The sequence below is a fragment of the Niveispirillum fermenti genome, from assembly GCF_052474395.1.
The window spans coordinates 187,812-201,259 of record NZ_CP156678.1 but is presented as its reverse complement, the minus strand read 5'-3'; the positions used below and the strand labels follow the sequence as shown (position 1 = coordinate 201,259).

The window sequence follows — 13,448 nt, the reverse complement described above, 5'->3', positions numbered from 1 at the left end:
TTCCCGGCACCGCAGATGATCCCCCGCCCGTGACGACCAGCAGCAAAACCCGTTCCGATGGCGGCTCCGCCGCCGCCATTTCCCCCATGATGGCCCAGTATCTGGACATCAAGCGGCAGCATCCCGGCTCGCTGCTGTTCTACCGCATGGGCGATTTCTACGAACTGTTCTTCGATGACGCGGTCCAGGCGGCCGGCGCGCTGGATATCACCCTGACGCGGCGCGGCCAGCACCAGGGGGAGGATATCCCCATGTGCGGCGTGCCCGTCCACAGCCATGAGCAATATCTGTCCCGCCTGATCCGGGCCGGATTCCGCGTGGCCATCTGCGAGCAGACCGAGGATCCGGCCGAAGCCCGCAAGCGCGGCGGCAAGTCGGTGGTGCGGCGCGACGTGGTGCGCGTCGTCACCCCCGGCACCATCACCGAGGACGGGCTGCTGGATGCCCGGTCCAACAATTACCTGGCCGCCCTGGCCGAGGCCGGGGGGGAGGGCGGCCTGGCCTGGCTGGACCTGTCCACAGGCGAACTGACCCTGTGCCCCGTGGAAAGGGACGGCCTGGCCTCGCTGCTGGCCCGGCTGTCGCCGGGGGAACTGCTGTTGCCGGAACGGCTTTTCGCCGCCGAGGGGATGGGGCCGCTGTGGGATGAATGGCGCGCGCGCCTGACGGTGCAACCCAATCCCCGGTTCGACAGCGAGAACGGGCGCAAGCGCCTGCTGTCGCTTTACAATGTCGGTACGCTGGACGCCTTCGGCGCCTTCAGCCGGGCCGAGGTGGCGGCGGCCGGCGCGCTGGTCGATTACGTGGAGCTGACGCAGAAGGGCCGCCTGCCGCGCTTCGACATCCCCCGCCGCCAGCCCGCCGGCCAGGTGATGGAGATCGACCCCGCCACGCGCCGCAACCTGGAACTGACCCGCACCCTGACGGGTGACCGCAAGGGCAGCCTGCTGGCCGCCATCGACCGGACTGTGACGGGGGCGGGCGCGCGGCTGCTGGCCGGCCGGCTGTCGGCCCCGCTGACCGACCCGGCCCGCATCGACCGACGCCTGGACATGGTGGCCCATCTGGCCGGCGAGACGGCGCTGCGCGTCGATATGCGTGAAGAACTGCGCCGCACGCCGGATGTGGAGCGCGCCCTGTCCCGCCTGACCCTGGACCGCGGCAGCCCGCGCGACCTGGCCTGTGTGCGCGATGCGCTGGAACGCGCCGTGTCGCTGCGCGGGCGCCTGGCCTACGGCGATGGTGGCCTTGCCATGCCGCTGCCGCCGGGGCTGGCGCGCATCGCTGTCGGCCTGGCCGGCGGTCCGGGTGCCGATCACGAGGGGCTGATCGCCCTGCTGTCGCGCGCGCTGGGACCGGACCTGCCGTTGCTGGCGCGCGACGGCGGGTTCGTGGCGTCCGGCTATTCCGCACCGCTGGACGAGTTGCGCATGCTGCGCGACGACAGCCGCCGCCATATCGCCAACCTGCAGGCGCAGTATGTCGAGCAGACGGGCATCCCGTCCCTGAAGATCCGGCACAATAACGTGCTGGGCTATTACATCGAGGTGACGGCCGTCCATGCCGACAAGCTTATGTCGGAAAAGCACAGGGCCGATTTCATCCACCGCCAGACCATGGCGGGGGCCGTGCGGTTCACCACGGTCGCCCTGTCCGAACTGGAACGCAAGGTGGCGGAGGCCGGTGACCGGTCGCTGGCCCTGGAACTGGAGATTTTCGCGCAACTGGCCCGGGCGGTGATCGATCTGGCCGATCCCATTGCCGTGACGGCCCGCGCGCTGGCCACGCTGGATGTCACCACGGCGCTGGCCGATCTGGCCGTCGATGCCGGGTGGTGCCGGCCCGAAATGGCCGCTGACCTGTCGTTCGAGATCAGGGGCGGCCGGCATCCCGTCGTGGAACAGGCCCTGGCCGAGGCCGGCGGCGGCCCCTTCGTGGCCAATGATTGCGACCTGTCGCCGGGCGGGCGGCTATGGCTGCTGACCGGCCCCAACATGGCGGGTAAATCGACCTTCCTGCGCCAGAACGCGCTGATTGCCGTGCTGGCGCAGATGGGCAGCTTCGTGCCCGCCCGCGCCGCCCGCATCGGCACCGTCGACAAGCTGTTCAGCCGCGTCGGCGCCGCCGACGATCTGGCCCGCGGCCGGTCGACCTTCATGGTGGAGATGGTGGAAACGGCCACCATCCTGAACCAGGCGACCCGCCATTCCCTGGTGATCCTGGACGAGATCGGGCGCGGCACGGCCACATTCGACGGATTGTCCATCGCCTGGGCCTGCGTGGAGCATCTGCACGAGGCGGCGCGCTGCCGGGGCCTGTTCGCCACCCATTACCATGAGTTGACCGCCCTGTCCGCCAAGCTGCCCGACCTGTCCTGCCACACGATGCGGATCAAGGAATGGAAGGGCGAGGTGATCTTCCTGCACGAGGTGGCGGCCGGCGCGGCCGACCGATCCTATGGCATTCATGTCGCGCGCCTGGCCGGATTGCCACAGGCAGTCATTTCGAGAGCGGAACAGGTGTTGCAGATACTGGAGAAGGGGGATCAGGCCAGCGCCGCCGCCCGCCTGGCCGAGGACCTGCCGCTGTTTGCCGCCATGGGGGCGCGGCCGCCGCCGCGGCAGGTCGTATCGGAACCGGAATCATCATTGGTGGAGGCCGAGCTGCGCGATATCAATCCGGACGAGTTGACCCCGCGTCAGGCGCTGGACGCGCTGTACCGGCTGCGGGGCCTGCTGGGAGCCGGCGGGGGTGGCCAACCTGCTTGACAAGCGTCGGGCGGGAAAATCATATGGGGATTGCAAGGATTGCCGGCGCCGACATCCGTCGGCTTGGCTTCACGCGACATGGGCCGCGCGGCGGCGGTCGCCGCCATGCCGAGCGTCGATGAGTTCTACTCATCGACGCTCGGCATGAGCATCTCAGAATGGGCGATTGCATGACGCAAACACAGAAAATCTTCCAGGACGTTTACAAAAGCGAGATTTGGGGAAAAGACAAATCCGGATTTTGCAGCGGCCTGGGCAGTGTCGACCCGGATATCGTGCTGCCTTATTGCCGGGCCGTGCTGTTTTTCCTCAACGCCATCGGCCAGAAGCAGAGCGTGGTCGATTTCGGCTGCGGCGACTTCAAGGTCGGTTCCAGGCTGCGTCCCTATTTCGCGGCATACACGGCCTGCGACATCGTGCCGGAACTGATCGAAAGCCATAAGCAGCAGTACAAGGATCTGAATGTCGATTTCCGTTGTATCGATGCGACAGTGGAGGAATTGCCGCAGGCGGAAATCATCATCATCCGCCAGGTGCTTCAGCATCTGAGCAATGCCGATATCCTGAAGCTTCTGCCGAAGTTCAAGAAATTCAAATATATCATCTTCACCGACCATACACCGGTTCACCGGAAATTCACGCCCAACCTGGATATCACGACGGGCGGCTATACGCGCATGCAGGCCGGGAGCGGGCTGGACCTGCTGTCCCATCCCTTCTATCTGGAACCCCGGGTCGAATATCTGCTCTGTGCCGTCCCGTCGGAAAGCGGCATCATCAAGACCAGCGTCTATCAGATGCATTGAGCGGGTGCAGCGCGGCTTTCGGCTTCGACCCTGCAGGATCAAAGCCGGAAGCCGCTGCCTTCATGCGGTTTTCAGTACCGTGGCGGCCGCGCGCAGTGCCATGGCGGCGATGGTCAGCGTGGGGTTGGCCGTGGCGATGGTGGGAAAGGTGGAACTGCCCAGGATATAGAGATTGCGATGGTCGAAGCAGCGCAACTCGCTGTCGACCACGGCTGTCTTCGCATCGTCGCCCATGCGGCAGGTGCCGACGATATGGCCGGCCCCCGAATAGGCGTATTTCTGGCCATTATAGGTGAAGGTCTGCGGCCCGTCGGCGGGGTTCTTGTCGGTCGCCTGCTCGGCCCCCATCCAGTCGAACAACTGGTCTGCCGCCTTGCGCGCCGCCTCGAACCCCTTCTTGGTATAGTCGGACAAGCTGTAATGGATTTCCGGGCGGGGCAGGCCCAGATGGTCGCGGTACTGCGCCGACAGGGTGACGCGGTTGTCGGGATCGGCCGTCTGTTCGACCAGGAAGCCGATGCGGAACTGCTTGGTGTAGAGCCCGTTCAAGGCCGCGACCAGCGCCGCCCCGCCGATGCCGGGGCCCGTGCGGTTGCCCTGATTGTCCTGGCCCGTGACCAGTTGCATCAGCGACCGGTCGGGGTCGCCATAGGGGAAATTCCAGCCCTCGTTCCCGATCTCGATCCGGAAGGCCGCCCGATCCTTGCGGAAGGCGCCGTCGCGCAGGCTTTCGATGCCCGAGGTCGAAAGCGGCCCGCGATAGGGATAGATATCCGACGAGGCCTTGGCCCAGGCCAGATAAAGCGGGTGGTCCATCAGATTGCGGCCCACCTGATCGCTGCTGTTGCCCACCCCGCCCGGCGTGCGGCCGCCATTGGTGGACATCAGGAGCAGTTTGGGCGTTTCGATGGCATGGGCCGCCAGCACATAGGTATGCGCCGTGGCGGTGCCGCGGGCCACGACGGGACCGCTGGCGCCATCATAGCGCACCCAGTCGATGCCCGTGATGTCCTGGCCATAGCCGCCCGTATTCACCGATACGGCGACACTGTTGTACTGGATCGTGACATTGCCCGTCTGCAGCGCCGCCTTCAGCGTCACGGACGGGTCATATTTGGCCTGGATGGGACAGATGGGGATGCAGTTGGTATTGCCGCCGCAGGCCCGCCGCCCCTGATAGGGGCGGGAATTGCGGGCGGCGGGCGTGATGGTGACCTTGACCGGATTGCCGTCGAGCGTCTTGCCATCCACCCCGGCGGCCACATACTGATCCACCATCGTGTTGGGCAGGGCCGGCATGGGATATTCATAGCCGGCCGGAAAGGTGATGCCGAGATAGGTCTGGTCCGCCTTGTCCGCCGAAACCCCGATCTCCCTTTCCGCCTCGCCGTACCAGACGTCCAACTCGGCATAGGTGACGGGCCAGTCGGTTTCCACGCCATAGGCCGTCTTCATCTGGAAATCATTGGGCACGTGTCGCAGGCAGGTGCCCAGCCAGTGCCGCGCGGTGCCGCCATTGATCCGTTCATAGGTGCTGCCGAAGGCCAGCGGCCCCTTCTGGATCAGATAGGCCTGCCGCGCATTCTGCCAGTTGCGGGCCCCGTTGGTCAGCACGGTCGGCCGCGGCGCGTTCAGCGTGGTGGGATCGGTCAGCGTGAAGGTGGCGTTATCGCTGAACAGGTCCGGCGTATAGGGCGATTCCGGCACCTTCGCGGGCGACAGGAAGAACCGCTCCATATAGTCATTAACGTTGGGCGGCATCTCGTCGCCCGCTTCCAGGATCAGGACCTTCCGGCCGGCCAGGGCCAGTTGCTTGGCCATCATGGCCCCGGCGATGCCGGACCCGATGATGACGGCGTCATAGGCGGGGGTGGCGGTGCTGTTGCTGCTGTCGGTCATCTTGCGGTCTCCCCCTGGCGTCACGACGTGACCGTGATGAAATCGGACAGCGGCGGCGGCGGGCTGTTCCAATAGCCGAACGGATAATCGGCCGAGCCCATGGGATGCGCCTGCGCCACCTGCCACATGTAGCCGGCCGTATAGGCATCGGCCGACAGGACATAGCTGATGCCGCCCTTGTACAGGCCGGCCGGCCGGTGCCATGTCCCGCTGTACCAGGCCAGGATGATCGATCTGGCCAGCAGGCCCCTCGGTCCCGTGTCGCTCAGTATCTTTTCCACAATCGCCGCGTCACTCATGTGGGTGGCGCGATCGATCTTGAAGACATCGATCAGCAGCTTGTAGACCATGCCGTCGGACCGGGCCGCATTCATGATCTGCAGGTACACGTCGTTGACAGGAAAGGCCGGCTTCAGCAGGCCCGGATCGATACCGGTCAGGACACCCGACAGGGCGATGAAATCATCGATCTCCGCCGGGGTTGGGGGAGTGGAACTGGTCATGTGGGGGCTCTCCGTCGCGCATCGGGGCGTGGGGGTGTGACGGGAACGCGCGCGGGCTCAAGGGGCCGCGCGCTCCAGGATATAGGTGAAGTCGGACGGCGTGCCGGCCGTGTCCACGGCATTGTTGTGGCAGAAGATGCAGGAACTGCTGCTCTGCGGCACGGTGCCCTGGATGTAGGTTTCCATGGTCGTGTTGGCCAGGAATTGCGGGAAGGGGAAGCCCGTGGGGTTGGCCTTGTTGTTCTGCTGCGTCGGCCATTGCGTGCCGATCAGCATATAATGGGCCCAGACCGACCCTTTCAGCGGTGCCTGCCATTTGGCATTCATCTGCTTGTAGGCCTCCACCAGGGCGATCACACGGGTCACCTGGCTCTTGTACCCGTTGGGGAAGGGCTGGACGGCGGGGTTCCAGGGGTGCGGCGGCGGCTTGTTCACGGGACAATCCGCCGGCGAACAGCCGACACGGTAGAAATTGAACGTGTCCGTGGATTTCAGGCGCGCCACATCATCGGCCTGCGGGACGTTGCGCACATGTTCGAACGTGGACCAGACCCATTGCGGGAAGCGCTGGACCTTATTGCCGATATGCAGGCCCACCAGCCCCATCTTCTGCTTCTGGCAGGTATCCTTGTCCGGTGTGGCGCCCTTTGTGTAGACCAGCGCATCCATGGTGTGGAAGGTGGCGGGATCATCGGTGCGGCCCATCACCTTCCAGGCCAGCTTCAGCATGACGGCACCGTCATAGCCGGGGGCGGTGGCCACGGGCTGGCCCGGCGTGACGGACCCCGTCACCAGCCCGCCGGGAAAGGTCATCATCGGCCGGGTGGCATTGGGCGGTGTCTGCGTCGGCTTGTAGGCGGCCTGCCCGGCGCGGGTGTTCAGCTTGTTGCCGATGATGAAATCGTACATCGGCTTGTTGATCAGGATCTGATAGCGGACGTAAAGCCCGTTCTGGTCGATCAGGGGACCGGTGTCGAAGGGCTGGTCGGCCGCCTCCAGCAGATCGGGGGTCTTGCCAACCATGCTCATCATCGGCGTCGTGCCGTCCACCAGCGCCGCGCAGGCGGCCGGCGGCGGCGCCACCTGTCCCCAGGCCGGCGGGTCGGGCGTCATGATGGTCAGCGCATCGGCCCAGCCCTGCCACGCGGCGGGCGCATCACCGCCGGGGCCCGCCCCCTGGCCGATCGCCGTCCGTCCATCCAGCGGCGAGGCGAGCGCCACGAAGCTCTGCCAGGAGAAGGTGTCGAAACTCTGCTGGATCAGCGTCGGGTCGTTCTTGTCGCCGCTGGTCGGCACGTCGCAGGGCATCAGCGGCGACAGGGCCGCCGGGTCGGCGCGCGTGTTTGCGTTGCAGGTCGCCGGCTGGGAATAAGGGTCGGGCGTGCCGGCCGCCAGGGATGCGGCCGGGCCGGACAGCAGCAGCCCCAGGCCCGTCAGGGCCAGGGCCGGCAGGTTGAGCATGCGCACCTTCGTTCCCTCCGATGGATTGGATATACGAAAGGTGGCATGAATAAGGGGATATATGCAAGTTTAGCGTTTAAATGGTTTTATGATTATTCAAACCCTTTGTTGTTGATGTGGAATCATATGAACCCGATTCCGGCCCATGGCGCCATGGCGGGACGTACCGCAGCCGGGCCGCCGCCGGCCAGCAGCACCGTCAGCAGCAGCCGTGCCTTGCGCGCGTCCAGGTTGCCGCCATCGATCAGTCCGCTGGCCAGCAGATGCGCCGCCGTGCCCGTGCCCCGGTAGGTGCCATGCGGGTCGGTGTCGCCCTGGGGACAGCGGCTGACCAGCAGCACCGGCCGGGTCGCGGCAATGGCGGCCAGCGGGGCGGCCAGCGCCTCGGGCACATGGCCGGACCCCATGGCTTCCACCACCAGCCCGCCCCAGGCGGGGTCCTGGAAGGCGGCGGCGTGCAGCGCATCGGCGTCCAGCGTCACCGATAGCAACCCCACACGCGGGATGCGGGCACCGGCCGGCCAGGATAACGGGCCGGGCGCCGGCAGAGGGGCCTGGGACAGGCGCAGCCGGCCTGTGACGATGGTGCCCGCGGGGCCGAAGCCGGGTGATGCGAAGGCCCCGACCCGCCCGGCATCCATCTTGCGCACGAAGCGCGCCGCGTGCAGTTCACCGGCCATGCAGACGAAGGTGCCGGGCAGGTGCCGGGGCAACGTCCGGGCCGCGACCAGCGCGTCGCGCAGGTTGCCGGGCCCTTCCGCCCCCGGCGCATCCGCCGTGCGCATGGCACCCGTCAGCACGATGGCCGCATCGGCCGGGACCAGCAGGGACAGCAGGAAGGATGTTTCCTCCATCGTGTCTGTCCCCTGCACCACAACGAAGGCGCGTGCGCCGGCAGCGTGCCGGTCCGCGATGTCGGCGGCCAGGCCTGTGATGTCGGCCAGGGTCAGGTTCTGGCTGCCCACGGTGCGCCGGGGCACGATGGTTACATCCGCATCGTCGGGACCATCGGCGGTGACGCCCGCCGCCCGCAACAAGGGCGCGCTGTCGGCCGGGCTGGCGCTGCCGGCCACCGAAAGGATTGTGCCGCCCAGAAGGTAGAGGATCGTCGGTCCGGCCTGGCCGTCCATGATAAGGGGGCTCCCCATATAAGCGGAAAGTGGCTTGTTTGTCGGACAGTATGACAAAATAAGACTAAAGGCCAGCGCGCGGGCCGTGGAAACCTGCCGGGCCGGCACCCTCATCCACCGGTGCCCCGCCCCAATGTCTCTTCAGGCGGGGGCGGGATCACCGCCGGCCACACGGTTGCGGCCGCGGGCCTTTGCCTGATACAGCGCGCGGTCGGCATCGGCGACAAGCGTATTGGCATGGGAGGTCCACGCCTCTGTGCCGGCCAGTGGCGGCAGCATGGTGGCGACCCCGATGGAGACCGTGACATGCCCCTTGCCCGGCCGCGCGGCATGCGGCAGGGCAAGGTCGCTGACCGTGCGGCGCAGCCCCTCCGCCATCGTCCGGGCCTGGGCCGGGTCGCACCCGGGCAGCAGCACGGCGAATTCCTCTCCGCCGAAACGGGCGACCAGATCGCCGGCCCGGCGGGCCGTGCCGGCCATGGCGCGGGCCACGGCGCGCAGGCAGTCATCCCCCGCCTGATGGCCATAATGGTCGTTGTAGAGCTTGAAATGGTCGACATCCAGCAGGGCCAGCGACAGCGGCGCCGTGCCGCGTGCCAGACGCCGCACCTCCTGCACCAGCACGGCATCGAACTGCCGGCGGTTGGCGATGCCGGTCAGCCCGTCGATGGTGGCCAGCCGCAGCAGGGCGTCGCTGCGCTGCTTCAAGGTCAGATGGGTGCGCACGCGCGCTTCCACGATGCGCGCGTTGAAGGGCTTGGCGATGAAATCGACCGCGCCCGCCTCCAGCGCCCGCACTTCCGATGCGGCGTCGTTGTGCGCCGTGATGAACAGGATGGGCACGCCCTCCATTCCCGGCATAAGGCGCAGAGCCGCGCAGGTCTCGAACCCGTTCATCCCCTCCATCTCTGCATCCAGCAGGACGATGTCGGGGCTTTCGTCGCGGGCGGCGGCCAGGGCATCGGCCCCGCCCGTGGCGAAGACGACATCACCCAGCCCCGTAACGACCTGGGCCAGCAGACGGATGGTGCCGACATCGTCATCAACGATCAGGATGCGGGATCGCGGTGCGGCACCGTGCGCCATGAAGAGAAGGGCGGTCACAGGGAAAACTCCGCGTCCAGCAGGGCCAGCGCCTCGCCATAGCGCAGCCCGTCAACAAGCTTTGACAAGGCTTGCACCTTGTCGGCGCCCAGCCGATCGGTCAAGGCATGTTCCTGTCTGGACAATATATCCAGGGCTGAAAGACTGCGCGACCGCAGGGAAAGCCGCAGCGCATCGAGGTCCAGCGCGGCATCCCCGGCGGGGACGGCCGGCGGGGGGCGCTGAGCCCTGGGGCGGGCGCGGATGGCCTTGCACAGCGCCTCCATCTCCAGGATCAACCGGTCGGTTGCCGGTCCCAGCTCGCTGTCATGGGGATCCCGGCGCAGCGCGGTTTCCAGCAGCGATGCCTGGCGGCTGATCTCCACGGCGCCGATATTGCCCGCGGCACCGCGCAGGTCATGCAGCTTGCGTGCGGCCTGTTCCCAATCCCCTTCGGCCAGCCTGCCCTTCAGCCGCCCCCCAAGGCTGCTGAACCGTTCGGCGAAATGGTCCAGGACGCTGTCCAGCAGCGCACGGTTGCCCAGCACGCGGCCCATGGCCTGTTCCAGGTCGATGCCGGGAATGACGGGGGACGCGGCCGGCTGCTGTCCGGGTTCCGGTGCCGGCTCCTGGCCCCCCGCCGGCGGGGCCTTGGACCCGGCATCCCCGGCTGTACCGGAAACGCGGACAGCACCAGCCAGCCAGCGGCGCAGGGTGGACAGGAGTTGCTCTGGCGCGAAGGGTTTGGGGATGTGGTCATTCATCCCGGCGTCCAGGCAGCCCTGCAATTCGCTTTCCTGCACGGCCGCCGACAGGGCCAGGATAGGGATCGCCTGACCGTTGGGCAGGGCGCGGATGGCACGGGTGGCCTCCAGCCCGTCCATGCCGGGCATCTGCACATCCATCAGGATCAAGTCGAACGCCGCACGGGTGACGCAAGCGATGGCCGCGGCCCCGTCATCGGCCAGATGCACCTCGGCACCGGCCTGCTGCAGAAAGCCGCGTGCGATCATCTGGTTCAGTTCGTTATCCTCCACCACCAGGATGCGCGCACCGGATAGGACATCGGCAGCGGCGGGAGCCGGTGGCAGCGGGGCCGGATCGGCGGCGACGGGCAGGCTGAGATCGATGGTGAAGCGGCTGCCCTGGCCCTGCCGGCTGTCGACACGGATGCTCCCACCCATCAGCACAACCAGCCGGTAGGTGAGCGCCAGACCCAGCCCGGCGCCGCTATGGTTGCGCTGGTGGCTGGCGTCGCCGGGGTTGAAGGGCTGGAACAGGCGGGCCGTCTGGTGCGCGCTCATCCCGATGCCGGTATCGCTGACCTGGATGGCAAGCCCCACCCGGCCGCCGGCGCGGCCCGTCTGGCGTACCCCGATGGCGACGGATCCGGTGTGGGTGAACTTGGCGGCGTTGCCGACCAGATTGTCCAGGATCTGGCGCAACCGCCTGGCATCACCCGTGACATGACCCGGAAGGGCCGGGTCCAGGTCCAGTTTCAGCGCGATGTTGCGGGCCTTCAGGTCCGGTGCGACCTGGTCGACGACGCCGTCCAGCGGGTCGCGCAGGCGGAACGGCTCGTCATTCAGCCGCAGCAGGCCGGCATCGATGCGCGAATAATCCAGGATGTCGTTGATGATGGCCGAAAGGGCCGTGGCGGACCGCAGAATATTGCCGGCCAGCACATGCTGGGTACTGTCCGCAGCCGCCTCGCGCAGCAGCAGGTGGGACGATCCGACGATGCCGTTCAGCGGCGTGCGGATCTCATGCCCCATATTGGCCAGGAAGGCGGATTTGGCCCGCGCCGCCGACTGGGCGGCGGTCAGCGCCTCACGCAGGCGTTCGGCCACCTGCCGCTGGGCCGTCAGGTCGCTGATGACGGCCAGATAGCCCGTGACGGTCCCGCCGCCGTCCCGCAGGGCCGTGGCGGCCAGCAGCACGGGCACGCGCAGCCCGTCCTTGCGCAGCAGGGTCCATTCCCGTGTATCCGGCCCGCCCTGTCCGGCCCCGGCCATGAAGCTGCCGGGGCCCTGTGCCGGGTCGATCCGCCGGGCCGACAGCTCGGCCGGGTCGCACAGCATGGCTGGTGTCGCCTTGCCCACCAGTTCCCCGGCACTGTGACCCAAAAGCCGCTCAGCGGCCGGGTTGAACAGGCTGATCGTGCCCGACCGGTCGGTCGCGATGATGCCGGACCCGGCATGTTCCAGCACGGCGTTGCGCAGAGCGGCCAGGGACTCGATCTCCTGCGTGCGGTCGCGCACCTGCTGTTCCAGCCGTGCGTTCAGCATCCGGATGTTCTGCTCGGCGGCGACCTGCCCCGTGATGTCACGGATGATCATGGCGGCGCCCGACACCCGGCCCTGGTCATGGACCGGGCTGATAGACACGCTGACATCGATGATGCGGCCGTCGGTATGCCGGCGGCGGGTGGTGAGGTCCAGCACGGGCGTGCCGCGGATGACCTGGTTCAGCGCATCCGCCTCCTCCCCCGCCAGGGCCGGGGGGACGATCAGATCGGTCGTGGCCCGGCCCAGGGCACGATCGGCCTTGATCCCGAAAAGGGCGGCGGCGGCCGGGTTCCAGCTTGTCACCTCGCCGTCGCGCGACAGACCGATCATGGCGTCGTGCGCACTTTGAACGATGGCGCCCAGCCAGGCGTCGCGAGTGCGTGAACGCCGGCTGCGCTGCGCCGACCCCCGCCAGAAACCCAGCAGCAGGCCGACCACCCCGATCAGGATCACCCCGAAGGTGACGACCCACAGGCGCGCAGTCTGTACGTCGGTTTCGATCATGGCATCGGGGACCGCCACGGCAATGGTCAGGAAGCGGCCGGGGTCATTGTCGTCCAGCGCCACACGGTGACGCACGGCATGCACGAGGCCGTCCGGCGTCTCGTAGCTGACCATGGCCGATCTTTCGTTCAAGGCATCCACGGGACGGAACTCTTCCGTCCAGCGGTGGGGCTGTCCGAAGGCCCAGCCGAAGGTCTGTGCGGCATCGGGATGGATCAGGAAATCCTCCCGCGCGTTCATGGCATAGAAACGCAGTGAGGGGTTCAGGTCGGCCGTTGCCTCCGCCATCAGGCGGCGGGCGTCGATGGCGATGACGAGGACGCCATACATGTTCCCGTCCGGGCCGGGAACGGCAAGGGCCACGCGCAGCAGCGGCAGGCGCGGCAGATCCACCGCTTTGTTGCGCCTTGCCAGCTCCAGGTCGGATACGAAGGCGTCCCGGCGGTCGCGGTGCAACAGGTCTGGTATCAGATAGGCATCGCCATCCCCGCCATCGGCCATGCCCATGTCCATGTCCGAGGCATCAACACGCACCAGTTCGGCCCCGGTCGCCGTGGCGATGTAGCTGATGCGCACCACGCCCTGCCGCGAGGCGACAAAGCCGGAGAAGATGGCGCCGAGCCGCTTTCGCCATAAATCCGCGCTGCTGTGCTCCTGTTCGTCGAACCCGTTGCTGGCGGCGGCACGGGCAAGGCCGGCCACGGGGGGCGTCAGGGACATGAAGCGCACCTGACTGCGCCAGTCATCGATGGTGCGGACCATCTGGTTCGCCCGCTGCTGGGCCAGAACGCGCAGACGCTGTTCCGTTTCCGCCAGGCGCTTTTCCCGGACGGCGTGACCGGCCAGCCCCGCCGCCGCCAGAACCAGGAACAGCAACCCGCCCACCAGCAGCAAGGTGAGGCGGGGGCTGACCCCTTCCTCGTCGATACGCCTCAGAAAACGCACAACACCATCCCCCGCATCCGGTGCCACGCCCCGGCCGCCAATCGTCCATGATCACTACCCA

Annotated in this window: 8 protein-coding genes; 2 read left to right on the top strand and 6 right to left on the bottom strand. The window is 67.3% G+C overall.

Annotation, left to right across the window (positions count from 1 at the left end; all coding sequences use genetic code 11):
• Positions 1 to 86: 86 nt before the first annotated feature.
• Positions 87 to 2,768, top strand: a complete 2,682-nt coding sequence (gene mutS, locus ABC728_RS00840; RefSeq protein WP_416618820.1) for a DNA mismatch repair protein MutS — start codon at positions 87 to 89, stop codon at positions 2,766 to 2,768.
• Positions 2,769 to 2,938: 170 nt separating this feature from the next.
• Complete coding sequence (locus ABC728_RS00835) at positions 2,939 to 3,574, top strand: class I SAM-dependent methyltransferase (RefSeq protein ID WP_416618802.1); 636 nt, start codon at positions 2,939 to 2,941, stop codon at positions 3,572 to 3,574.
• Positions 3,575 to 3,634: 60 nt separating this feature from the next.
• Here ABC728_RS00835 and ABC728_RS00830 read toward each other — a convergent pair whose 3' ends face one another.
• The 6 genes from ABC728_RS00830 to ABC728_RS00805 all read right to left on the bottom strand — a co-directional run bounded on the left by ABC728_RS00830 (position 3,635) and on the right by ABC728_RS00805 (position 13,387).
• On the bottom strand, positions 3,635 to 5,473 hold the full coding sequence (locus ABC728_RS00830) for a GMC family oxidoreductase (RefSeq protein ID WP_416618803.1): 1,839 nt from the start codon (positions 5,471 to 5,473) through the stop codon (positions 3,635 to 3,637).
• A gap of 20 nt (positions 5,474 to 5,493) precedes the next feature.
• A complete protein-coding gene (locus ABC728_RS00825) occupies positions 5,494 to 5,976 on the bottom strand; it encodes a hypothetical protein (protein WP_416618804.1) in 483 nt (160 codons plus the stop codon).
• 57 nt (positions 5,977 to 6,033) lie between these two features.
• Positions 6,034 to 7,443, bottom strand: coding sequence for a hypothetical protein (locus ABC728_RS00820; protein ID WP_416618805.1), 1,410 nt, complete (start codon positions 7,441 to 7,443; stop codon positions 6,034 to 6,036).
• A 116-nt stretch (positions 7,444 to 7,559) separates the two neighbouring features.
• On the bottom strand, positions 7,560 to 8,567 hold the full coding sequence (locus tag ABC728_RS00815) for an asparaginase (protein WP_416618806.1): 1,008 nt from the start codon (positions 8,565 to 8,567) through the stop codon (positions 7,560 to 7,562).
• A 141-nt stretch (positions 8,568 to 8,708) separates the two neighbouring features.
• Positions 8,709 to 9,671 (bottom strand): diguanylate cyclase domain-containing protein, encoded by a 963-nt coding sequence (locus ABC728_RS00810; RefSeq protein WP_416618807.1) that lies wholly within the window; start codon positions 9,669 to 9,671, stop codon positions 8,709 to 8,711.
• Positions 9,668 to 13,387, bottom strand: coding sequence for a PAS domain S-box protein (locus ABC728_RS00805; RefSeq protein ID WP_416618808.1), 3,720 nt, complete (start codon positions 13,385 to 13,387; stop codon positions 9,668 to 9,670). Before ABC728_RS00805 ends, ABC728_RS00810 begins: the two co-directional genes overlap by 4 nt.
• Between the last annotated feature and the right edge of the window lie 61 nt (positions 13,388 to 13,448).

Excerpts from the sequence above, each read along its gene's own strand:
- ABC728_RS00830 (WP_416618803.1), bottom strand. The coding sequence starts at position 5,473 with ATGACCGACAGCAGCAACAGCACCGCCACCCCCGCCTATGACGCCGTC.
- ABC728_RS00815 (WP_416618806.1), bottom strand. The coding sequence starts at position 8,567 with ATGGACGGCCAGGCCGGACCGACGATCCTCTACCTTCTGGGCGGCACA.
- ABC728_RS00835 (WP_416618802.1), top strand. The coding sequence starts at position 2,939 with ATGACGCAAACACAGAAAATCTTCCAGGACGTTTACAAAAGCGAGATT.
- mutS (WP_416618820.1), top strand. The coding sequence starts at position 87 with ATGATGGCCCAGTATCTGGACATCAAGCGGCAGCATCCCGGCTCGCTG.
- ABC728_RS00825 (WP_416618804.1), bottom strand. The coding sequence starts at position 5,976 with ATGACCAGTTCCACTCCCCCAACCCCGGCGGAGATCGATGATTTCATC.